Origin of the sequence: Thermus thalpophilus, from assembly GCF_022760915.1 — a bacterium.
GTDB classification, from domain to species: Bacteria; Deinococcota; Deinococci; order Deinococcales; family Thermaceae; genus Thermus; species Thermus thalpophilus.
Genome location: NZ_JAKTNS010000014.1, coordinates 15,429 through 35,588, shown reverse-complemented (window position 1 = coordinate 35,588; position 20,160 = coordinate 15,429). Strand labels below are relative to the sequence as shown.

The window sequence follows — 20,160 nt, the reverse complement described above, 5'->3', positions numbered from 1 at the left end:
GGTATACTTTTTCTTTGTGCGGGACGTCCTCGAGGTCCTGGAGTTCCCCAAGGTGCGGGCCCTTTTGGCGGAAAGGGCCAAGACCCCCTTGGGGAAGGAGCTCGCCTTGGCCCTCGCCCCCCTTGCCCGGGAGGAGGCGGAGCGGCGCCACCAGCTCACCCAGGAGGCGCAAAGCTACCCCTACGCCCTCCCGGAGGCGGGGGCGCTCCGGGATGCCTACCAGAAGGCCCTTTCCGGGGGCAAGCTTTCCGGCCCCGAGCTCCTCAAGGCTGCCCAGGCCCTGGAGGAGGCCATGGCCCTCAAGGCGGAGCTCCTTCCCCTCCAGAACGCTCTAAGCCAGGTGGCGGAGGCCATCGGGGACCATCACCCCTTCCTCGGCCGGGTGAAAAAGGCCCTGGACGAGGAAGGGGCGGTGAAGGACGAGGCAAGCCCCCGCCTCCTCCAGATCCGCCGGGAGCTTAAGCCCCTCCGCCAGGAGATCCTGGACCGCCTCCACGCCCTCATGGACCGCCACCGGGAGGCCTTCCAGGACCGCTTCGTCACCCTGCGCCGGGACCGCTACTGCGTGCCCGTGAAGGCGGGCTTCGCCCACAAGGTGCCCGGCATCCTCCTGGACGAGTCCGAGTCCGGGGCCACCCTCTTCGTGGAGCCCCTTTCCGTGGTGAAGCTGAACAACCGCCTCCAGGCCCTAAGGCTCCAGGAGGAAGAGGAGGTGAACCGCATCCTGCGGGAGCTTTCCGAGCGCCTGGCAGAGGACGAGGGGGTGCCGGAAACCCTAAAGGCCCTGGCCCTTTTGGACCTGGTCCAGGCCCAGGCCGCCTTGGCCCGGGACCTCGGCTTGGTCCGCCCCCGCTTCGGCGAGGGCTATGCGCTCAGGGAGGCCTTCCACCCCCTGATCCAGAATCCTGTAAGGAACTCCTTCGCCTTGGACGAGAAAACCCGCCTCATCCTCATCTCCGGGCCCAACATGGGGGGAAAGACCGCCCTGCTAAAGACCTTGGGCCTGGCGGTCCTCATGGCCCAGTCGGGGCTTTTTGTCGGGGCCAGGAAGGCCCTCCTCGCCTGGCCCGACCGGGTCTACGCCGACATTGGGGACGAGCAGTCCTTGCAGGAAAACCTCTCCACCTTCGCCGGGCACCTCCGAAGGCTCAAGGAGATGCTGGAGGAGGCCACGCCCCATAGCCTCGTCCTCATAGACGAGCTGGGAAGCGGCACCGATCCCGAGGAAGGGGCGGCGCTTTCCCAAGCCATCCTGGAAGCCCTTCTGGAAAGGGGGGTAAAGGGGATGGTCACCACCCACCTCTCCCCCCTCAAGGCCTTCGCCCAGGGGCGGGAGGGGATCCAGAACGCCTCCATGCGCTTTGACCTCGAGGCCCTCCGCCCCACCTACGAGCTCGTCCTGGGGGTGCCGGGGCGGAGCTACGCCCTGGCCATCGCCCGGAGGCTTTCCCTGCCCGAGGCGGTGCTGAAGCGGGCGGAAGTCCTTCTGCCGGAAGGGGGAAGGCTGGAAACCCTCTTAGAGCGCCTGGAGGCGGAAAGGCTTCGCCTGGAAGAGGAAAGGCGCCGCCTGGAAGGGGAGCTGGCCCGGGCCGAGGCCTTAAGGCAGGGGCTAGAGGAACGGGAAAGGCGCCACCAAGAGGAGCGGGAAGCCCGCCTAAAGGCCTTGGAAGAGGAGGTGCGGGAACGGCTTTTGGAGGTGGAGGCGGAGCTCAAGGCCATCCGGGAGAAGGCCAAGACCGAAAGCAAGCGGGATGCCCTCCGGGAGCTCATGGAGCTCAGGGCGCGCTACGCCAAGAAGACCCCCCCTCCCCCGCCCCCGCCCGGCCTCGCCCCCGGCAGCCCCGTGGAGGTGCCCGCCTTGGGCAAACGGGGCCGGGTGGTGGAGGTGCGGGGGGAGGAGGCCTTGGTCCAGGTGGGGCCCTTGAAGATGAGCCTCAAGGCCAAGGAGCTCAGGCCCCTACCCCAAGAGGAAGCGCCCAAGCCCCTCCTGGCCAAGCCGAGGCGGGAGGTGAAGGAGGTGGACCTAAGGGGCCTCACGGTGGAGGAAGCCCTTTTAGAGGTGGACCAAGCCCTGGAGGAAGCGCGGGCCTTAGGGCTCACCACCCTCCGCCTCCTCCACGGCAAGGGCACGGGGGCCCTGCGCCAGGCCATCCGCGAGGCCCTGAGGCGGGACAAGCGGGTGGAAAGCTTCGCCGACGCCCCGCCCCACGAAGGGGGGCACGGGGTAACGGTGGCCGTGCTACGAAGCGGTTAGGGGCCGGCCCTCCAAGGCCTCTATTTGCCGGCGCACCGCTTCGGGCAGGGGGGCGGGCTTGCCCCCCTCCAACCAGACCAACACCCCCATCCCCTGGGCGGCGGGCACGCCGTTAGCGGTAATAAGGTGCTCCATGCGCAGGCTGGAACGGCCCATCCCCACCGCCCGCACCCCCACCAGGACCTCGTCTTCCAGGAAGATGGGCTTCAGGTAGTCCACCTCCATGCGGGCCACCACGAAGTGCCCTTCTTCCAGCCAATCGGGGGAGATTTTTTGGAAATAGCGGATGCGGGCCAGCTCCATGTAGGAGAGGAAAACGGCGTTGTTCACATGGCCCAAGGGATCTAGATCGCGAAAGCGAACGTCCACCCGCACCACAACCGGGAAACCTTCCATGACCTCAGTCTATACCTCAAGCCACCCAAGGAACCCGTAGCCTCCCGGCGTGTACCTACACCAACCCCACCGCTCCAGGCCCCTACCGAAAACCCCGAGCTCTGACCCGCGGGTCAGGTATAGTGGGGGCATGACCGAGACCACCTGGGACCTAACGCCCCTTTTCCCCGACCTGGATAGCCCCGAGTTCCGGCGGGCCTGGGAAGGGGTAAGGGGGCGGATCGCCCACCTCAAGGGACTTTTGGAAAAAGAAGCCATCCTAGGCGAGGTCCTGGCCGCCCTGGACGCCCTTCAGGAGGAGGCCACCCCCCTTTGGGCCTACCTCTACGCCCGCTTCACCGCCAATACCCAGGACGAGGCCGCCTTGGCCAAGCTCTCCGAGCTGGAGGTGCTCTTCCTGGACTTCCAGCGGCTTAGGCCTAGGCTCGTCCGCTACCTGGCCTTGCAGGAGCCCGAGGAGGCGGGGCCCCACCGCATCTTGGTGGAGGAGGCCAAGGAGGAGGCCCTGCACCTGATGCCGGAGGGGGAGGAGGTCCTGGCCGCCGAGCTCAGCCTCTCGGGGCGGCAGGCCTGGGCCAAGCTCCACGAAAGCCTCACCAGCCAGATCACCGCGGTGGTGGACGGGGAGGCGCTTCCCATCACCAAGGTGCGCAACCTCTACTTCCACCCCGAGGAGGCGGTGCGCAAGAAAGCCTACGAGGCGGAGCTCAAGGCCTGGGAGGCCCACGAGGTGCCCCTGGCCTACGCCCTAAACGGGGTGAAGGGGGAGGCTAGCGCCCTCAACCGGCGCCGGGGGTACAGGGACGACCTCGAGCCCACCCTCCTCCGCAACCGCATCCGCCGCAAGACCCTGGCCGCCCTGCAGGAGGCGGTGCGGGAAAGCCTTCCCCTTTTCCGCCGCTACTACCTCCTCAAGGCCAAGGCCCTGGGCAAGGAGCGCCTGGACTGGTGGGACCTCTTTGCCCCCATCGGGGAGGGCAGGCGCTGGACCCTGGAGGAGGCCCGGCGCTTCATCCGGGAAAAGCTCGCCGCCTTCGCCCCAAGGGCCGCCCAGGTGGCGGAGGCCGCCTTCGCCGAGCGCTGGATGGACCTTCTCCCCCGCAAGGGGAAGGTGGGCGGGGCCTACTGCATGCCTAGAGGAGGCGGCAAAAGCCTGATCCTCGCCAACTACGAGGAGAGCTTTGAGTCGGTCTCCACCCTGGCCCACGAACTCGGCCACGCCTACCACAACTTCGCCCTGGCCCAGGCCCCCGCCAGTTTGCGGGAAGTGCCCATGACCCTGGCGGAAACCGCCAGCATCATGAACGAGACCCTGGTGGTGGAGGCGGCCCTAAAGGAGGCCTCCCCCGGGGAGGGCCTCCTCATCCTGGACGCCTACCTGCAGGGGGCGGCTCAGGTGGTGGTGGACATCCATAGCCGCTTCCTCTTTGAGTCCTGGGTCTTCCAAAGGCGCAAGGCGCGGGAGCTTTCCCCGAGGGAGTTCAAGGAGCTCATGCTAAGGGCCCAGGAGGAGGCCTATGGGGAGGCCCTCGCCACCCGCCACCCCTACATGTGGGCGGTGAAGGGGCACTACTACGGGGCGGACTTCTACAACTACCCCTACACCTTCGGCCTCCTCTTTGGGCTTGCCGTCTACCAGGAGGCCAAGGAGGACCCCGGCTTCGCCGGGCGCTACGAGGCCCTCCTCGCCGAGTCCGGCCGCTACCGGGCCAAGGAGCTCGCCCTCCGCTTCGGCTTTGACCTGGAAAGCGTGGACTTCTGGCGCCGGGGGATAAGGGTCCTCGAGGAGAAGGTGGCCCAGCTTGAGCGCATGATCTCCCCCTGACCGAGGGGGGCTAGGCTTTGGAGGATGCGGGTCCTCGTCCTCTGCACCCACAACTCCGCCCGGAGCCAGATGGCGGAGGCCTGGCTCAAGCACTTCGCCCGGGAGCTTGGGGCGGACCTCGAGGTCCACTCCGCCGGCACGGAAAAGACCTTCGTGAAGGAGGAGGCCAAGCGGGTCATGGCGGAGGTGGGGCTGGACCTCTCGGGCCACCATTCCAAGACCCTCTGGGAGGTGCCGGACCCTTGGAACTTCGGCCTGGTCCTCACCGTGTGCGACCAGGCCAAGGAGGCCTGCCCCGCCTACCCGGCGAGGACGGAGAAGCGCCACGTCTCCTTCCCCGACCCCACGGGGAAGCCCCTGGAGGCGTGGCGCCAGGTGCGGGACGCCCTGGGCCGGATGGCCCGCTTCCTGGTGGAAAGGCTCAAGGAAGGGGAGATCCCAAGCGACGAGGACCTGGCCCGGGCGGCGGGGCTTTAGGGCTTATCCCCCACGTGGATGGCCGCCACCCCGAAGGTGAGGAGCTCGTAGCGCACGGAAAACCCCGCCCGCTCCATGAGGGCCTTTAGGGCCTCTGGGGGCGGGAAGGCCTCCACGCTTTCCGGCAGGTAGCGGTAGGCGCCGAAGTTCCCCGAGATCACCCCCCCGAGGAGGGGGAGGACCCTTTGGAAGTAAACCCGGTAGACCAGGCCGAAGGCTCCCTTGGGGGGTGGGGGAAACTCCAGGAGGACGAGCCTGCCCCCGGGGGCCAAGACCCGGTGGATTTCGGCGAGGGCCTTCCCATGGTCGGCGAAGTTGCGGAAGCCGAAGGCGAGGGTCACGGCGTCAAAGGCCCCCTCGGGGAATGGGAGGGCCAGGGCGTCGGCCTCGAGGAACCGCACCGCGAGCCCCCTTGCCCGCGCCTTTTTTCGGGCGATCTCCAGCATGGGGGGGGCGAAATCCGCCCCCACCACCTCCGCCCCCGGGGCCTTGGCCTTTAGCAAAAGGGCCAGGTCCCCCGTCCCCGTGGCCAGGTCCAGGATGCGCCTTGGGCCCTTCTCCAAGGCCAGGGCCACCGCCCGCCTTCGCCAGCGCACGTCCGCCCCCAGGGAAAGGAGGCGGTTTAGGAGGTCGTAGCGGGGAGCGATCTCCGAGAACATCCGCCGCACCCGCTTGGCTTTTTCCTCGGGCAAGACCGCCACGAGGGGAGTCTAGCACCAACGGGGCGTTCCGCCCAGGCGGGTGGGGTACAATCGTGGGCGTGTTGACGGACCGGAAACGCCTCGGGGTCCTGGTCCTCCTCGGGGGAGGGCTCACCTTCCTCCTCTGGTACCTGGCCCCCTGGGCTGTACCCCACCGCCTCTTCGGCGGCGAAGGCGTCCTCCTGAACCCCTTCGGCCACCACCTGCCCCAAGGAAGCCTCCCGCAAGGCTACCGGGACGGCTGGCTCTACACCCTCTTCTACCTGGGCCTGGCCTGGCTCGGCCTGAGCCTTCTCCTTCCCTGGACCAAGGCCGGCCCCCGGGGGCTTTACCTGGCGGGGGCTTTGGGGCTTGGGCTTTTCCTCCTGGCCTACGCGCTTTTCCAAGGCAGCGTGGCCGAGGTGAACCGCTTGGCGGAAAGGCCCTTGCTCCGCCGCTACAGCCTGGGCTTAGGGAGCTACACCACCTTGGCCTATAGCCTTTACCTTCTCCTCCTCGCCCGCACCTTTTCCCCGGGGGGGCTCGCCTTTTTGGTGCGGCGGCGGGGCGTGGTGGTGCCCCTTTTCTCCTTGCTCCTCGCCTCCCTCCTGGGCGGGGTCATGGTGGCGGTGCTCAAGGAAAGCCCCGGGGAAGCGGCTTCTTGGCGGGAAGCCCTCATGCTCAAGCTGGACCTCATCACCTACACCTACCAGCTCCTCTACAGCCCCCTGGTGAACCCCTCGGGCTTTTTGCAAAGCCTCCTCCTAGCCACCCCCCTCATCTTCACCGGCCTCGCCGTGGCCTTGGGCTTTAGGGGCGGCCTTTTCAACATCGGCGCCCCGGGGCAGCTCATCCTGGGGGCCATCGCCGCCATGCTGGTGGGGGTGTACCTGCCGGGGCCCCGCTGGCTCGTCCTGTCCCTGGCCATCCTGGCCGCCGCGGTGGCCGGGGGGCTTTGGGGGGCGCTGGCGGGCTGGCTCAAGGCCCGCTTCGGCGCCCACGAGGTCATCAACACCATCATGTTCAACTACATCGCCGCAAGCTTCTTCCTCTTCCTCATCTCCGCCAACGAGTACAAGTTCTTCGGCCAAACCCTCCACCTTCCCTTCAAGTACCCAGGCTATGAAGCGCGGAGCTACGAGGTGCGCCCCGAGGCCCGCCTGCCCCACTGGACGGAGCTGGTGGCGCCGGGCGGGGAGCTTTCCTTCGCCTTGCCCTTGGCTCTCCTTCTTGGTCTTCTCGGCTACCTCCTGGTGCGGAAGGGCCTGGGGCACCGGGTGCTCGCCGCATTCCTCCTCGGGGTGGCGGGGTACATCCTCGGGGGGCTTCTCCCTGGGCCCCAGGTGGCCTTCGGCCCCGACCTCACCTCGGTGCGGCTCAACGGGGCCTTCCTCCTCGCCCTTTTGGCCCTCCTCTTCTTCCACTTCTACGTCTTCCGGACCGTGGGGGGGTATGAGCTTCGCGCCCTGGGCCTCGCCCCCAAGGCGGCGGAGTACGGGGGGGTGCTGGCGGGGAGGAAGGTGGTCCTCATCATGTTTTTGGCGGGGGCCTTGGCGGGGCTTGCCGCCACCCACTACGTGCTGGGCGGGGGGATTGACGAGTACCGCCTGAAGCAGTCCCTCCCCTACTCCGTGGGGTTTGACGGCATCGCCGTGGCCCTCATGGGCCAGAACACCCCCCTAGGGGTGGGGCTTGCCGCCTGGCTCTTCGGCATCCTCCTCACCGGGGGGCTACAGGTGAACCTGCAGCTTGGCATCAGCCGGGAGCTGGTCTCCGTCTTGCAGGCCCTCATCGTGCTCTTCATCGCCGCCGGGGGCTTTTTGCCCCGCTACTTCACCGATCCCTTGAGGGCGGCGGAGGTGGAGCTTAAGGAGGAGAAGGAGGTGCGGGCGTGAACCTGGACACCGCCTTCCTCACCGCTCTTTTCCTCTCCACCCTGCGCCAGACCACCCCCCTCCTCTTCACCGCCTTGGGGGGAATGTTTTCGGAAAGGAGTGGGGTGGTGAACATCGCCCTCGAGGGCGTCATCCTCTTCGGGGCCCTCACCGCGGCGGTGGTGGTGGAGCGCTTTGAGGCCGCCTTGGGCCCGGGGCCCCACCCCTGGCTCCCTTGGCTCGGGGTCTTGGCCGCCATGGCCGTGGGGGGCCTGGTGGCCTGGGTGCACGGGGTGGTTTCCATCCGCTACCGGGCGGACCAGATCATCAGCGGCACCGCCATCAACCTCCTGGCGGCGGGGGCTCCAAGCCTGGTCCTCACCTACTTCTACGGCAACGCCACCAGCTCCAAGGAGGTGGCGAACCGCCTCCCCCTCCTGGGCCCCGAGGGCTTCGCCCTCTCCCCCTTGGTCTACCTGGCCTTCCTCCTGGTGCCCTTGGCCTGGTGGGTTCTCTTCAAAACCCCCTTTGGCCTCCGCCTGCGGGCCGTGGGGGAGCACCCCGAGGCCGCGGACACCTTGGGGGTGAACGTGTACCGCCTGCGCTACGTGGGGGTGGTGCTTTCCGGGGTCTTGGCGGGGCTCGCCGGGGCCTACTTGGCCATCGGCTTCCTCAACCAGTTCGTGCGGGGGATGTCGGCGGGGATGGGCTTCATCGCCCTGGCGGCCATGATCTTCGGCAAGTGGCACCCCGTGGGCATCCTCTTCTCCACCCTGCTCTTCGGCTTCGCCTCCGCCTTGGCCATCCAGCTTCAGGGCACGGAGATCCTCCCCGCCGTCTTGGTGCAGGCGTTCCCCTACGTGGTCACGGTGCTGGTGCTGGCGGGCTTCATCGGGCGTAGCCGCCCCCCGGCGGCGGTGGGCAAGCCTTACGAGAAGTAGGGCGTTACCCACTTCTGAAGCCTTCCTAGGCGGTAGAAGAGAAAAAGGGCGCTCCCGTCCGGGAAGCGGAGCTCCACCCCCTTCCCCTTCAGGGCGAAGTCCGAAAGCCCCTCCGCCCCCTCCCCTTGGGCGAAGCGGGCGAAGCCGTCCGCCCGCAGGTAGAGGAAGCCCCTTTCCAGGAAGACCTGGGCCTCCGTGGCCTGGCGGTTTAGGGCCAGGCGGCGCACCCTCCGGGCGAAGGCCTGGGCCTGGGTCAAGGGGTAAAGACCTCCTCCCCCGCGCGGCCGTAAAGCCCCTTGCCGTAGTAGAGGAGGGCGAGGCCGGGCTTGGGCCGCTTCCTCTCGTCCAAGAGGCTTTCCTCCTCCCACACCGCCACCACCTTCCCCACGAAGAGGTCGTGGTCGCCGAAGGTGCGCACCTCCAAGAGTTCCAGCTCGTAGGCGGCGTAGGCCCCCTCCAGGATGGGCACCCCCGTGTGGCCCAGGAAGTGGGGCACCTCGCCCTTATCCACCTCCCGTCCGGACACGCTTCCGAGCCGCTGGATCAGGGCTGCCTGGGTGTAGGGGTGGAAGCTACAGGAAAAGCGCCCCGCTCGGAGGATGAGGCCGTGGGTGAAGCGCTTGGGGCTTAGGGAGACGCCAAAGAGGGGCGGGTCGGCGGAGAGGCCCATGTTCCAAACGGCGGGGCAGAAGTTCACCCTCTCCCCAAACCGCACCCCCACCACCGCGGGCACGCCGGGGTAGTAGTGGTAGAAGGCGGGGAGGGGACCTTGGGGCAGGTGGCTTTTCACGCCAGCTCCTCCTTGGAAACCTCCAGGCTCTTCCCCTCCTCCAGCAGGAGCTCCACCGTGCCCTTCAGGGGGTTCACCTTCTGCACCTTGCCGCAGACCCCCGCCTTGGTGCAGGCCCGGGCGTTCTTTTTGGGAAGCTCGGCCAGGAGCTCCTGGTACACGGGGTGCTCGTAGGCCAAGCAGCAGAGGAGCCGCCCGCAGGGCCCCGAGATCTTTTCCGGGTTAAGGGGAAGCTGCTGGTCCCGGGCGAGCTTGATGGAAACCTGGGCGAAGCCCTGTAGCCAGGTGGAGCAGCACGACTCCATGCCGCAAGCCCCCAAGGCGCCCAGGTACTGGGCCTCCTCCCGGGGGCCTTCCGCCACGAACTCCACCCGGGCGTCGTAGCGCCCGGCCAGTTCCCGGGTGAAGCGGCGGAGGTTCACCCGCTCCGCCGCGGCGTAGTGGACCAAAAGGTGGCGGCCGTCCAGGGTGAAGTCGCACCCTAAAACCTTGGCCGCCACGCCCTCCTCCCTAAGCCGCGCCCGCAGGTAAAAGGCGGCCTCCTCGGCCTTGGCCCGCAGGCGCGCCGCCTTGTCCAGGTCCTCCTTGGTGGCGAGGCGCACCACCTCGCCCTCCTCCCGGGCCTTCCGCGGGGGGGTACGCACCTTGCCCACCTCGAGGCCCCTATTGGTGCGCACCACCACGTAGGCCTCCAGGGGCGGGGGCTCCCCCCGGAAGGCGCAGTAGAGGAGAAGGGGGGTGCGGAAGCGGACGCCCACGGTCATGCTTCTAAGTCTAAGGCCAAGCGGGCCAGGACCAGCTCAGGGTTCACATACCCTTCCAGGGCCTCGCGGGCGGACTCCAGGGCCAAAAGGGCCCTGGGCCTTTCCCTCAGGAGGGCGTGGAGGGCGAAAAACCCCTCCTCCTCCGTCAAGAGCTCCCGCAAGCGGGCAAGCCGGGCCAAGGGCGGCGCCCGAAGGGCCTCGCGGGCCAGCTCCATCCGGGCCCGGTGGGCCTCCGGGTCGGCCAGGGCGCGGAAAAGCCGCCCCGGGGCCCCCGCGGCGTAGGCCAGGAGCTCGGGGTCTTGGGTGAGGGAAAGGAGCTTCTCCTCGGGCACGGGGCCGAAGGGGACCTCCAGGGCCCGGCTCGCCAGGGTGGGGAGGAGGGTGTCCCGGCTCGGGGCGATGAGGACGATGCGCCCGTAGGAGGGAGGCTCCTCCAAAAGCTTCAGGAGGGCGTTGGCCGCCGCCTCGGTGAGGAGGTGGGCGGCGTCCAGGATGGCCACCTTCACCCGCTCCCGGGGATGGGTGGCGAACCAGTCAAAAAGGGGCTCCACCTCCTCCAGCCGCACCTCCTTCTCCCCCCTTAGGCCCCGCTCCTTGGGCCCGACCTCCAGGAGGTCGGGGTGCTCCGCCAAGGGGGGCGGGGGGAAGCCCCGGTTGAGGCCCAGGGCGTACCAGCGGGCCACGGTGCGCCGCCCCACCCCCTCAGGCCCGGAAAAGAGCAGGGTGTGGGCGGCGAGGCGGGGCAAGAGGGCCAGCACCGCCTCGTGTCCGATTATTCCCCCAGGGTGAGGCGTGTGTAGAGCCATTCGGGAAACCCCTCCTCCCTAAGGCGCCGGGCCACCCGCTCCAGGGGGTAGGCCACCCGGAAGAACTCCACCCGGTCCCCCTCCCATAGGGCGAAGGCCGCCCCCGGCACCCGGTCGCGGGGCTGGCCCACGGAGCCGGGGTTGACCAGGGCCCGCACCGTGGGGGGAAGGAGGAGCTCCCCCCCTTGGGCGAAGCTCTGGTGGCGCACCCAGGGCCTGGGGCCCGTAAGCTCCAAAAAGGCCCCCGCCAGGTGGGTGTGGCCGTGGAAGGCGAGGCGGGCCTCGGTGCAGCGGAAGCCCTCCCGGGCAAGCTCCAGCTCGTCCAGGTACTCCAGGGGGTCGCAGGGGCTTCCGTGGACCAAAAGCGCCCCCTCCACCTCCCTCTGCCAGGGCCAGGAGGAGAGGAAGACGAGGTGGGCGGGGGAGAGGCGGGCCCGCTGCCAGGCCAGGATCTCCATCACCGCCCCCTCCAAGGGAAGGCGGTCCAGGGCCAGGAGCCAGGCGTCGTGGTTGCCCAAAACGCAAAGGGCCCCCGCCTCCTTAAGCCAGTCCAGCACCCGGTCCCCATCGGGATAGTAGCCCACCGCGTCCCCCAGGAAAAGGACCCGGTCAAAGGGGGGAGCCGCCTCCAGCACGGCTTCCAGGGCGGGCCAGTTCCCGTGGATGTCCGAGAGGACCAGGTAGCGCACGGGGCTTAGGATACCATGAGAACATGGCTTCCGCGCTCTTGGAACGGCTTTCCCTGGACCTCGAGGCCTTCTCGGAGAAGGTGCGGGCCGGCCTGGACGAGTTCGGCACCCTCTACGCCTACCTGGAAGGCGGCCGGGGCGGGGGCACCACCCTCCTCCACGCCCCTTACGAGGAGGCCCTTCCCGTGCTCTGGGCCCTGAACGGCCTCGCCTTCCGGGGCCGCATCCTTTTGGCCCTGGACCCCTCCCCCCTTTCCCCCACCCAGGAGGGCTTGCCCCTCACCGGGCCCACCCGCGCCCCCCTGGAGCACCTCCTCAAGCGCCTCGCCCCGGACCGCCTCCTTTTGCTCTTCCCCGGGGAGGGCCTGGGGCTGGCCTTCCCGGGGGGCAAGGAAACCGCCTCGGGCTGGAGGCCTTTGGGGGCGGAGGAGGCGCCCCTTGTCCTCCACGTGGAGGCCCCCACGGGCTTCACCTACCGGGAGGTGCGAAGCTACGAGCCCTGGGAAAGCCCCCCCTTGCCCCTGGACCTGCCCCAGGCCCCGGGCCCCTACTGGGGGGAGGTGGGCCGCAAGCAGGGGATTCCCACCTACGGGGTGGGCCTGGTAAACTTGAGGCCGAGCCTGGAGGCGCTTTTTCGCCTCTGGTAAGGGAGGGAAGTATGGTTTATATCGCCCTTTTCGCCCTGGGAGCCGCCTTGGTGACCCTGCTTTTCTACCTGATCCTAAACCCCCGGGTCCTCACCACGGAAGGGGAGACCTTTGACCTGCGCTTCATTTTCTTCATGCTCATCCTCATCGTCCTCTCCGCCGCCACCGTGGCCCTCATGCTCCTTCTGGGCCGGATGTACCATCTGGTCTAGCCGCCTGGACCACCGCCTCCGGGGACGCCTCGCCCCGGAGGTATTTTAGATCTTTTTCCAGATAGCTTTCCGTGGCCTCGAGGACCGGCAGGAACTCCAGGGGGAACTCCCGCTTTAAGTGGGCCACGCAGCGAAGAAGCCCCTCCACCAAAACCCGCTCCTGCTCCCGGCGCCGCTTGCCCCCTCGGAGGGCGCTATAGGCGAGGTGTTCCAGCCGCCGCACCACGCAGACTCGAGGCTCGCCCCCCACCCCCTGGCAGGGAAGCCCCTCCGCCCCCCCGCAGGCGGCGTAGGCTTCGCTGTAGCGGGGCGCAAGTTCCGGGTGCCCTAAAAGGGCTGGCCCCAAGGGCCCCGCGTGGACCGCGGCCAGCCGCAGGTAAAGGGCATGGCGGGCACGGCGGACCTCCACCTCCATGCCCTCAGGATAGGCCCCCCACCCTAGGACAAATGACCCCCTCCTTCCAGGCGAAAAGGGCTCCGCAAGCCCGCCAGGGCGATGGCCCGGGCCTCCTCCGGGGCGTAGGAAAGGGCCAAGACCCCCCGGTAGGCCCTTAGGGCCCGCTCCCGCTCCCCCGCCAGGTCCAATAATTGCCCAAAGCGGGCGAGGACGTAGCCGGGAAGGTAGCCGGGGTGCTGAAAGTCCGTGCGGAAAACCTCCTCCATGAGGCTTAGGGCCTGCCGCCACTCCCCCGCCGCCAGGTAGATCTGGGCCGCCAGGTAAAGGGCCTCGGGGCTTCCGATGGCGAAAAGCCCCTCCAGAAGCGCCCCCCAGTCGTCCTCCTCCTTAAGCTGCCAGGCCCGGTCCAAAAGGGCCCGCTCCCGCTCCTTCTCCGTGGGGGTGTGGGCCTGGGGCAGGGCGTGGGGGAAGGCCTCCGCCAAAAGGGCGTAGTCCAAAAGCTCCGCCACCACCGCCCCTTCCTTCCCCGCAAGGGCCGCCTTCACCCCTTCCATGCGCTGGCGGCGGAAGCCCGTGGCTGGGCCTTCCCCAAAGGCCTCGGCGAAGCCACGGTAGACCTCCCGCAAGCGGGAAAGAAAGGCCTCCGAGCCCAAAACCTCAGGGGAAAGGGGGGTCTTTAAGAGGTCCAGCAGGGCCTCGTCAAAGGCCCGCATCCGCTCCAGGTAAGGCGACCCCAAGGGGTGCTGGGCCAGGGCCTGGCGGAAAGCCTCCGCCTCTCCCTTGAGGTGGGCCTCGGCGTCCAGGGCCGCCACGGGGATGCCCCTCTCCTCCGCCCAGGGCAGGAGGTGGAAGAGAAGGGGGTCCTCCTCCCGCCAAGCGCCCTCTTGCAAGGCCGCTTCCGAGTGGGAGGCGAGGTAAATCGCCTTGGGGCGCGCCTCTTCCAGCATGGCCAAAACCGTGGCCGCGTTGTAGCGTGGGTGCAGGATGTGGAAGGGCCCAAGGGAAGGGAGAAGAAGCATCCTCCCCATCTTAGACCTGAGGGAGCGGAACTACCGCCTGGCGGTGGTGAACGGCTGGCTGGTGTGGCTCGGGGACACCTTTTTGAACGCCAACATCGTCCTCTCCGGCTTCGCCGCCAAGCTGGGGGCTCCGGGCGCCCTCATCGGCCTCCTCCCGGCCCTCCTCCAGGCGGGGGGCATGGTGCCCCAGGCCTTCTTGGCCCCCTATGTGGCCCGCTTTCCCCAAAAGATCGTCCTCTACCGCAAGGTGGCCGCCTTGAGGCTCCTTGGCGTGGTCCTCATGGCCCTTTCCGCCTTCCTCCTTGGGCCTTGGCCGGGCCTTCTCTTGGGGGGCTTTCTCCTGGGTCTCCTTTTGAACGCCCTCTTCACCGGGGTTTCCAGTTTGCCCTTCTGGGAGGTGGTGGCCAAGACCATTCCGCCGGAGCGCCGGGCCGCCCTCTTCTCCGCCCGCAACCTGGTGGGGGGGCTCTTGGCCTTCTCGGCGGGGTTTGGGGTGCGGGAGATCCTGGCTTTGCCCCTTCCCTTCCCCCTGCCCTACGCCCTTCTTTTTAGCCTGGGGGCCCTTTCCTTCGGCTTGGGCTGGCACCTTTTCGGCCGGGTGGAGGAGCCCGAAGAACCCCCCAGGACCGCCCGGCTGGACTTCCGGCGCCCCCTCCTCCACCCCGGCTTCCGCCGCTACCTTCGGGTGCGGGTGGTCCTGGGCCTCGCGGGGATGGCCGATCCCTTCTACGCCGTCTACGCCGTGCGGGCCTTGGGGCAGGGGGAGGAGCTTGGCCTTTACCTCTCCCTTTACGCCCTTTCCTTCACCCTTTCCAACCTCCTTTGGGCCCGGCTGGCGGAAAGGGGCTCCAAGGGGGTCCTGAGGGCCGGGGCGGCCTTGGGCTTCCTGGCGCCCCTTCTCGCCCTCTTCCTCGCCCCGGGCCTCTTTGGCCTGGTCTTCCTCCTGCAAGGGGCCTACCTGGCGGCCCTGGGCCTCGCCACCACCACCTACCTGCTGAACCTGGCCCCGCCCGAGGAGCGGAGCGCCTTCATCGGGCTCGGCAACACGGTGGCCGGGGTCTTCGCCTTCTCCACGGTGCTCGGGGGATGGGTGGCGGACCGGGCTGGCTTTCCCGCCCTCTTCCTCCTGGCGGCGGGCCTTTACGCCTCGGCCTTTCTCCTGGGGGAAAGGCTCCCCGAGGAGGGGTAGGCCGGGTATAGTGGGGTGCATGACGGTCTATTTGCCGGACGGGAAGGCCCTCGAGGTCCCGGAAGGGGCCACCGCCTATGACGTGGCCAAGGCCGTGGGCCCGGGCCTGGCCAAGGCGGCGGTGGGGGCCATCGTGGACGGGGAAGTCTACGACCTCTTCAAGCCCCTGCCCCCAGGGGCCAAGGTGCGCATCCTCACCGAGAAGGACCCCGAGTACCAGACCCTTTTCCGCCACACCCTGGCCCACGTCCTGGCCCAGGCAGTGAAGGAACACTTCCAGGAAAAGGGGTACAACCCAGAAAGCGTGCGGCTCGGGGTGGGCCCGGTGATTGAGAAGGGCTTTTACTACGATATAGACGCCCCCGAGCCCCTCTCGGACGAGGACCTGCCGGCCATAGAGGAAAGGATGCGGGCCATCCTGCAAAAGGACCTTCCCTTGCGCCGCTACGTCCTCTCCCGGGAGGAGGCCCTGGCCCGCTACCAGGGCAAGGACCCCTACAAGACCGAGCTCATCCAGGAAATCCCCGAGGGGGAGGAGATTAGCTTTTACCAGCAGGGGGATGACGCCTACGGCTTCACCGACCTCTGCCGCGGGCCCCACGTCCCCTCCACGGGCCGCATCCCTCCCCACTTCAAGCTCACCCACGTGGCCGGGGCCTACTGGCGGGGGGACGAGCGGCGCCCCATGCTGCAGCGGGTCTACGGGGTGGCCTTCCGCACCGCCGAGGAACTCAAGGAGTACCTCTGGCAACTGGAAGAGGCCAAAAAGCGGGACCACCGCCGGCTGGGGCGGGAGCTGGAGCTCTTCCTCATTGACCCCATGGTGGGCAAGGGCCTGGTGCTTTGGCTGCCCAAGGGGAACGTGATCCGGGAGGAACTCATGGCCTTCATGCGGGAGGAGCAGATCCGGCGGGGCTACCAGCTGGTCACCACCCCCCACATCGGCAGCCTGGAGCTTTACAAGACCTCGGGCCACTACCCCTACTACGCGGAAAGCCAGTTTCCCCCCATCAGCTTCAAGGAGCGGGGGGAGGAGGAGGAATACCTCCTCAAGCCCATGAACTGCCCCCACCACATCCGCATCTACGCCTACAAGAAGCGCTCCTACCGCGAGCTTCCCTTGAGGATCGCCGAGTTCGGCACCGTCTACCGCTACGAAAAAGCGGGGGAGCTTTTGGGCCTCACCCGGGTAAGGGGCTTCACCCAGGACGACGCCCACCTCTTCTGCACCCCCGAGCAGGTGAAGGCGGAGTTTTTGGGGGTCTTGGACCTGGTCTTAAAGGTCTTCGCCACCTTGGGGCTTAGGGACTACCGGGCCAGGATCGGGGTGCGGGAGCCGGGAAGCGAAAAGTACGTGGGGGACGAGGCCAAGTGGGCCTTGGCGGAAAGGCAGATTGAGGAGGCGGCCCAGGAAGCGGGCCTTAATTACACCGTGGAGCCGGGGGACGCCGCCTTCTACGGCCCCAAGCTGGACTTCGTGGTCAAGGACGCCTTGGGCCGGGAGTGGCAACTGGGCACCATCCAGGTGGACTACAACCTGCCCGAGCGCTTCGGCCTCGCCTACGTGGGGCCGGACGGGGAGGAGCACCGCCCCGTCATGATCCACCGCGCCCCCTTTGGCTCCTTGGAGCGCTTCATCGGCATCCTCATTGAGCACTTCGCCGGGGACTTCCCCTTGTGGCTTTCCCCGGTGCAGGCGGTGGTCATCCCGGTTTCGGAAAAACAGGAGGACTACGCCAAGGAGGTGGCCTTTAAGCTGAAGGAGGCGGGCCTCCGGGCCGAGGCCGACCTGAGGAGCGAGCGCATGCAGGCCAGGATCCGCGACGCCGAGGTGCAGAAGGTGCCCTACATCCTGGTGGTGGGGGATAAGGAGAAGGCGGAGGGAACGGTGAGCGTCAGGCGGCGCCACCGGGGGAACCTGGGAAGCGTGCCCCTGGCCACCTTCCTGGAAAAGACGCTTCTGGAATACCGGGAAAAGCGCTTGGAACCCTCCTTCTGATGCGGGCGCGCTCCACCATCTTCACCCTTTTTGTGGAGTATGTCTACCCGGAACGCCGGGCCCGGGTCAAGGACCTCATCGCCATGATGGAGGCCTTGGGCTTTTCCGAGGCGGCGGTGCGGGCCGCCCTTTCCCGGAGCGCCAGGCGGGGCTGGGTGCGGCCGGAGCGGGCGGGGCGCACGGCGTACTACGCCCTTTCCGAGCGGGTGTACTGGCAGGTGCGCCAGGTGCGCCGCCGCCTTTACGAGCCCAGGCCGCCGTGGGATGGGCGCTTCCTCCTGGTCTTGCCGGAGGGTCCAAAGGACCGGGGGGAAAGGGAGCGCTTCCGGCGGGAGATGGCCCTTTTGGGCTACGGGAGCCTGCAATCGGGGGTGTACTTGGGGGCGGGGGTGGACCTCGAGGCCACCCGGGAACTCCTGGCCTTCTACCAGCTTCCCGCCACCCTCTTCCAAGGGGAGCATCTGGGGCCCAAGGAGGAGATCCAACGCATCTTCCCCCTGGAGAGGGCCCAGGCCCACTACCAGGCCCTCTTCCCCCTGGAGGTCCCCGAGGGGCCGGAGGAGGCCTTCCATTCCCTCACCCGCCTGGTGCACGAGATGCGCAAGGTGCTCTTCCTGGACCCCCTCTTGCCCCCCGAGCTCCTTCCCAAGAGCTTCTTCGGGCCCCAGGCCCGCCATGAGTTCCTGGAGGCCCGCAAGGCCCTTTACGGGAAAGCCCTTCCTTTCCTTCAAGGCCTAGAACTTCCCCTCACCGCCCTCTCACCTCGAGGCGGGTAAGCTTGGGGGCATGAGGCGCTCTGTTGCTGCCCTCGCCCTTTTGGCCTGGGCCTCGGCCCAGGTGAGCATCCCTTTCTGGCACACCGCCGGCCCCCCGGGAAACCAGGTCCTGGAGGAGGCCATCCAAAGCTTCAACGCAAGCCAAAAAGCCTACCGCCTCGAGGCCCGCTATGTGGGGGACTACCGGGAAGCGGGGGTGAAGCTCCTCGCCGCCTTGCGCGCCGGAGGGGCCCCGGTCCTCTTCCACGGGGAACTTTCCTTTCTGCCTCGGCTCGCCCAAGAGGGGGTGGCCCTTCCCCTGGACGCTTACCTAAAGGACCTTCCCCGGGACCTTTACCCCGAGATGCTCCGGACAGGGCAGGTGAAGGGAAGAACCTTTGGGCTTCCCCTGGGGCTTTCCGTTCCCGCCCTCTACTACAACAAGGATGCCTTCCGCGCCCGGGGGCTAAAGCCCCCCAGGTCCTGGCCGGAGGTGGAGGAGGCCGCCGCCCGGCTCACGGGCCGCACCGCCAAGGGGATGGTGGTCTCCACGGACATCTGGAGCTTTAACGCCATCGTCATGAGCCTGGGGGGGAGCCTGGTCAAAAACGGGCTTCCCGCCTTCACCTCCAAGGAGGTGGTGGAGGCCTTGGAGATGCTTTACCGCATGGTGCAGAAGGGGCACGCCCAGGCCCGCAACCTGGCGGAGGCCCAGTTCGCCGTGGCCGACTTCCTGCGCACCAAGGCCTTCATGGGGCTTGGGCCCACCACCGCCTTGCCCGTGGTGGAGGCCCAGACCTCCCTCCCCTTCGCCGTGGGCCTAGCCCCCTTGCCCCGGCGGGAAGGGGGGGTGGTGCCCCTTTCCGGGGCGGCCCTGGTGGTCCTCAAAGGGGCAAGCGCCGAGCAGGTTCAGGGGGCGGTGGCCTTCTGGCTCCACTTCCTGGAGCCCAAGCGCCAGGCGGCGTGGGTGCGCACCACCTGGTACCTGCCCTTGCGCAAGGAAGCGGAAAGGGAACTCGCGGATTTCCTCAAGGACCCCGAGCGCCAGGCGGTCTTCGCCCAGGCGGAACTGGGGCGGCCTTGGAGCCAGGACCCCGAGCTCGTGGTCTGGTACGGCTACCTGGAAGAGGCCCTGGAGCGGAGCCTAAAGCAAGGGGTGAAGCCCCAGCTGGCCCTGGAGGAGGCTCAGCGGAAGGCCCTGGCGGTGGAAAAGCGGCCCTGACCCTGGCAGTGATAAAATCCCTCCCATGACAAAGCTCCTGCCTCTTCTCCTCCTCTTGGCCCCCGCTTTGGCCCAAGCGGAGGTTTCCTTCTGGCACTCCATGGACGGCCCCGCCGGCAGGCTCCTTGCCGCCTTGGCCCAGGAGTTCAATGCCCGCCAATCCCAGTACCGGGTAACCCCCCAGTACGCTGGGGACTACAAGGAGGCCGAAACCAAGCTGGTGGCCGCCCTGCGCACGGGGGGCCAGCCCGTCCTTTTTCAGGCGGAGATCTCCTTCTTCCCCCGTCTGGTGGGGGAAGGGCGGGCCCTGGCCCTGGACGGGTACCTGAACCTGGACCGGGCCTTCGTGGAAGACCTCTTTGAGCCCGCCTGGAACTACGGGGTCGTGGAAGGCAAGCGCTACGGCCTTCCCCTAAACACCTCCACCCCCGTCCTCTTCTACAACCTGGACGCCTTCCGGGCTAAAGGGCTCAAAGCCCCCCGGGACTGGAAAGAGTTTGAAGCGGCGGCCAAGGCCCTAACCTCCCGCCAGGCCAAGGGCTTCATCTTCGTCACCGACCCCCAGGCCTGGCTCTTTGAGGCCATGGTGACGAGCCGCGGTGGGAGCTTGGTCAAGGATGGGAAGCCCAACTTCCTCTCACCCGAGGCCCTGGATGCCCTGGAGATGCTTTGGCGCCTAAACCGGGCCGGGGCCCTCTCCGTACGCAGCATGGCCGAGGCCACCTTCGCCCAGCTGGACTTCGTGCGCACCAAGGGGATGATGGTCATGGCCTCCATCGCCAACTGGCCCGCGGCGGAGAACTTCTCCTTCGCCTTCACCCTAGGGGTGGCCCCCGTGCCCCGGGAACCCCAGGGCAAGGTGCCCATGGGCGGGGCCCAGCTGGTGGTCCTCAAGGGGGCTTCCGAGGCCCAGGTGCGGGGCGCTTTGGAGTTTTGGCGGTACCTGATGGAGCCCCAAAACGTGGCCCGTTGGGTGGAGGCCAGCTACTACGTCCCCGTGCGCAAGTCCGCCCTGCCCCTCCTCGAGGGCTTTTACCGGGAAAACCCCTTCCGCAAAGTGGCCTTTGAGCAGATCGCCCACGCGCAAGAAAGGCCTCGCTTGCCCCAGTTTTCCGCCTGGGCGAGCCTCTTGGCGGAGGCCTTGGAGAAGAGCCTAAAAGGTGGGGTGCCGCCGCAAAAGGCTTTGGAGGAAGCCCAGCGTAAGGCGGAGGCCATCCGATAAAA

General features: G+C 67.9%; 21 protein-coding genes. 12 read left to right on the top strand and 9 right to left on the bottom strand.

The window, feature by feature from the left end; genetic code table 11:
- The first annotated feature begins 16 nt into the window (after nucleotides 1-16).
- Complete coding sequence (locus L0D17_RS06660) at nucleotides 17-2,254, top strand: endonuclease MutS2 (protein WP_243094521.1); 2,238 nt, start codon at nucleotides 17-19, stop codon at nucleotides 2,252-2,254.
- On the opposite strand, the gene L0D17_RS06655 is transcribed toward L0D17_RS06660, so the two are convergent.
- The gene (locus tag L0D17_RS06655) at nucleotides 2,240-2,650 is read right to left on the bottom strand and encodes an acyl-CoA thioesterase (RefSeq protein WP_243094520.1); all 411 of its coding nucleotides are present in this window, start codon (nucleotides 2,648-2,650) and stop codon (nucleotides 2,240-2,242) included. The genes L0D17_RS06660 and L0D17_RS06655 overlap by 15 nt on opposite strands.
- A gap of 130 nt (nucleotides 2,651-2,780) precedes the next feature.
- Here L0D17_RS06655 and L0D17_RS06650 point away from each other — a divergent pair, with 130 nt between their 5' ends.
- Together L0D17_RS06650 and L0D17_RS06645 are read left to right on the top strand one after the other, a co-directional pair.
- Nucleotides 2,781-4,475, top strand: coding sequence for a M3 family oligoendopeptidase (locus L0D17_RS06650; RefSeq protein WP_243094519.1), 1,695 nt, complete (start codon nucleotides 2,781-2,783; stop codon nucleotides 4,473-4,475).
- 24 nt (nucleotides 4,476-4,499) lie between these two features.
- Nucleotides 4,500-4,952 (top strand): arsenate reductase ArsC, encoded by a 453-nt coding sequence (locus L0D17_RS06645; RefSeq protein WP_243094518.1) that lies wholly within the window; start codon nucleotides 4,500-4,502, stop codon nucleotides 4,950-4,952.
- On the opposite strand, the gene ubiE is transcribed toward L0D17_RS06645, so the two are convergent.
- Nucleotides 4,949-5,653: a bifunctional demethylmenaquinone methyltransferase/2-methoxy-6-polyprenyl-1,4-benzoquinol methylase UbiE gene (gene ubiE / locus L0D17_RS06640; RefSeq protein WP_341474679.1), complete on the bottom strand. Its 705-nt coding sequence runs from the start codon at nucleotides 5,651-5,653 to the stop codon at nucleotides 4,949-4,951. The two genes, L0D17_RS06645 and ubiE, sit on opposite strands and share 4 nt — an antisense overlap.
- A 59-nt stretch (nucleotides 5,654-5,712) precedes the next feature.
- Here ubiE and L0D17_RS06635 point away from each other — a divergent pair, with 59 nt between their 5' ends.
- Nucleotides 5,713-7,527 carry an ABC transporter permease gene (locus L0D17_RS06635; RefSeq protein ID WP_243094517.1) on the top strand — a complete coding sequence of 605 codons (1,815 nt, stop codon included), beginning with the start codon at nucleotides 5,713-5,715 and terminating at the stop codon, nucleotides 7,525-7,527.
- Nucleotides 7,524-8,447 carry an ABC transporter permease gene (locus tag L0D17_RS06630; protein WP_243094516.1) on the top strand — a complete coding sequence of 308 codons (924 nt, stop codon included), beginning with the start codon at nucleotides 7,524-7,526 and terminating at the stop codon, nucleotides 8,445-8,447. Before L0D17_RS06635 ends, L0D17_RS06630 begins: the two co-directional genes overlap by 4 nt.
- On the opposite strand, the gene L0D17_RS06625 is transcribed toward L0D17_RS06630, so the two are convergent.
- The 5 genes from L0D17_RS06625 to L0D17_RS06605 are packed head-to-tail and all read right to left on the bottom strand — an operon-like array spanning nucleotide 8,435 to nucleotide 11,496.
- Nucleotides 8,435-8,704, bottom strand: coding sequence for a hypothetical protein (locus L0D17_RS06625; protein WP_243094515.1), 270 nt, complete (start codon nucleotides 8,702-8,704; stop codon nucleotides 8,435-8,437). The genes L0D17_RS06630 and L0D17_RS06625 overlap by 13 nt on opposite strands.
- Entirely contained in the window at nucleotides 8,701-9,237 is a 537-nt protein-coding gene (locus tag L0D17_RS06620; protein ID WP_039460241.1) for a flavin reductase family protein, read from the bottom strand. The genes L0D17_RS06625 and L0D17_RS06620 overlap by 4 nt, the downstream gene beginning before the upstream one ends.
- Nucleotides 9,234-10,001: a PSP1 domain-containing protein gene (locus L0D17_RS06615; RefSeq protein WP_243094514.1), complete on the bottom strand. Its 768-nt coding sequence runs from the start codon at nucleotides 9,999-10,001 to the stop codon at nucleotides 9,234-9,236. The genes L0D17_RS06620 and L0D17_RS06615 overlap by 4 nt, the downstream gene beginning before the upstream one ends.
- Complete coding sequence (locus L0D17_RS06610; protein WP_243094513.1) at nucleotides 9,998-10,807, bottom strand: DNA polymerase III subunit delta'; 810 nt, start codon at nucleotides 10,805-10,807, stop codon at nucleotides 9,998-10,000. Before L0D17_RS06610 ends, L0D17_RS06615 begins: the two co-directional genes overlap by 4 nt.
- A complete protein-coding gene (locus L0D17_RS06605) occupies nucleotides 10,774-11,496 on the bottom strand; it encodes a metallophosphoesterase family protein (RefSeq protein WP_243094512.1) in 723 nt (240 codons plus the stop codon). Before L0D17_RS06605 ends, L0D17_RS06610 begins: the two co-directional genes overlap by 34 nt.
- A 23-nt stretch (nucleotides 11,497-11,519) precedes the next feature.
- On the opposite strand from L0D17_RS06605, the gene L0D17_RS06600 reads away from it, so the two are divergent.
- Both L0D17_RS06600 and L0D17_RS06595 read left to right on the top strand, forming a co-directional pair.
- Nucleotides 11,520-12,143: a hypothetical protein gene (locus L0D17_RS06600; RefSeq protein ID WP_243094511.1), complete on the top strand. Its 624-nt coding sequence runs from the start codon at nucleotides 11,520-11,522 to the stop codon at nucleotides 12,141-12,143.
- An 11-nt stretch (nucleotides 12,144-12,154) separates the two neighbouring features.
- Nucleotides 12,155-12,355: a hypothetical protein gene (locus L0D17_RS06595; protein ID WP_039460233.1), complete on the top strand. Its 201-nt coding sequence runs from the start codon at nucleotides 12,155-12,157 to the stop codon at nucleotides 12,353-12,355.
- On the opposite strand, the gene L0D17_RS06590 is transcribed toward L0D17_RS06595, so the two are convergent.
- Nucleotides 12,318-12,770, bottom strand: a complete 453-nt coding sequence (locus tag L0D17_RS06590; protein ID WP_052155211.1) for a hypothetical protein — start codon at nucleotides 12,768-12,770, stop codon at nucleotides 12,318-12,320. The genes L0D17_RS06595 and L0D17_RS06590 overlap by 38 nt on opposite strands.
- 23 nt (nucleotides 12,771-12,793) lie before the next feature.
- On the bottom strand, nucleotides 12,794-13,780 hold the full coding sequence (locus tag L0D17_RS06585) for a helix-turn-helix transcriptional regulator (RefSeq protein WP_200883404.1): 987 nt from the start codon (nucleotides 13,778-13,780) through the stop codon (nucleotides 12,794-12,796).
- Here L0D17_RS06585 and L0D17_RS06580 point away from each other — a divergent pair.
- The 5 genes from L0D17_RS06580 to L0D17_RS06560 are packed head-to-tail and all read left to right on the top strand — an operon-like array spanning nucleotide 13,737 to nucleotide 20,158.
- Nucleotides 13,737-14,960, top strand: a complete 1,224-nt coding sequence (locus tag L0D17_RS06580) for an MFS transporter (RefSeq protein ID WP_243094510.1) — start codon at nucleotides 13,737-13,739, stop codon at nucleotides 14,958-14,960. The two genes, L0D17_RS06585 and L0D17_RS06580, sit on opposite strands and share 44 nt — an antisense overlap.
- A gap of 19 nt (nucleotides 14,961-14,979) precedes the next feature.
- On the top strand, nucleotides 14,980-16,959 hold the full coding sequence (gene thrS, locus L0D17_RS06575; RefSeq protein WP_243094509.1) for a threonine--tRNA ligase: 1,980 nt from the start codon (nucleotides 14,980-14,982) through the stop codon (nucleotides 16,957-16,959).
- Nucleotides 16,959-17,735, top strand: coding sequence for a PaaX family transcriptional regulator C-terminal domain-containing protein (locus L0D17_RS06570; protein WP_243094508.1), 777 nt, complete (start codon nucleotides 16,959-16,961; stop codon nucleotides 17,733-17,735). Before thrS ends, L0D17_RS06570 begins: the two co-directional genes overlap by 1 nt.
- A 10-nt stretch (nucleotides 17,736-17,745) precedes the next feature.
- The gene (locus tag L0D17_RS06565; protein ID WP_243094507.1) at nucleotides 17,746-18,936 is read left to right on the top strand and encodes an ABC transporter substrate-binding protein; all 1,191 of its coding nucleotides are present in this window, start codon (nucleotides 17,746-17,748) and stop codon (nucleotides 18,934-18,936) included.
- Between the two features lie 25 nt (nucleotides 18,937-18,961).
- The gene (locus L0D17_RS06560) at nucleotides 18,962-20,158 is read left to right on the top strand and encodes an ABC transporter substrate-binding protein (protein WP_243094506.1); all 1,197 of its coding nucleotides are present in this window, start codon (nucleotides 18,962-18,964) and stop codon (nucleotides 20,156-20,158) included.
- Nucleotides 20,159-20,160: the final 2 nt, after the last annotated feature.

Excerpts from the sequence above, each read along its gene's own strand:
- L0D17_RS06560 (WP_243094506.1), top strand. The coding sequence starts at position 18,962 with ATGACAAAGCTCCTGCCTCTTCTCCTCCTCTTGGCCCCCGCTTTGGCC.
- L0D17_RS06580 (WP_243094510.1), top strand. The coding sequence starts at position 13,737 with ATGTGGAAGGGCCCAAGGGAAGGGAGAAGAAGCATCCTCCCCATCTTA.
- L0D17_RS06565 (WP_243094507.1), top strand. The coding sequence starts at position 17,746 with ATGAGGCGCTCTGTTGCTGCCCTCGCCCTTTTGGCCTGGGCCTCGGCC.
- L0D17_RS06600 (WP_243094511.1), top strand. The coding sequence starts at position 11,520 with ATGGCTTCCGCGCTCTTGGAACGGCTTTCCCTGGACCTCGAGGCCTTC.
- L0D17_RS06590 (WP_052155211.1), bottom strand. The coding sequence starts at position 12,770 with ATGGAGGTGGAGGTCCGCCGTGCCCGCCATGCCCTTTACCTGCGGCTG.
- L0D17_RS06650 (WP_243094519.1), top strand. The coding sequence starts at position 2,781 with ATGACCGAGACCACCTGGGACCTAACGCCCCTTTTCCCCGACCTGGAT.
- L0D17_RS06570 (WP_243094508.1), top strand. The coding sequence starts at position 16,959 with ATGCGGGCGCGCTCCACCATCTTCACCCTTTTTGTGGAGTATGTCTAC.
- L0D17_RS06655 (WP_243094520.1), bottom strand. The coding sequence starts at position 2,650 with ATGGAAGGTTTCCCGGTTGTGGTGCGGGTGGACGTTCGCTTTCGCGAT.
- L0D17_RS06645 (WP_243094518.1), top strand. The coding sequence starts at position 4,500 with ATGCGGGTCCTCGTCCTCTGCACCCACAACTCCGCCCGGAGCCAGATG.
- L0D17_RS06615 (WP_243094514.1), bottom strand. The coding sequence starts at position 10,001 with ATGACCGTGGGCGTCCGCTTCCGCACCCCCCTTCTCCTCTACTGCGCC.
- L0D17_RS06610 (WP_243094513.1), bottom strand. The coding sequence starts at position 10,807 with ATGGCTCTACACACGCCTCACCCTGGGGGAATAATCGGACACGAGGCG.
- L0D17_RS06585 (WP_200883404.1), bottom strand. The coding sequence starts at position 13,780 with ATGGGGAGGATGCTTCTTCTCCCTTCCCTTGGGCCCTTCCACATCCTG.
- L0D17_RS06595 (WP_039460233.1), top strand. The coding sequence starts at position 12,155 with ATGGTTTATATCGCCCTTTTCGCCCTGGGAGCCGCCTTGGTGACCCTG.
- thrS (WP_243094509.1), top strand. The coding sequence starts at position 14,980 with ATGACGGTCTATTTGCCGGACGGGAAGGCCCTCGAGGTCCCGGAAGGG.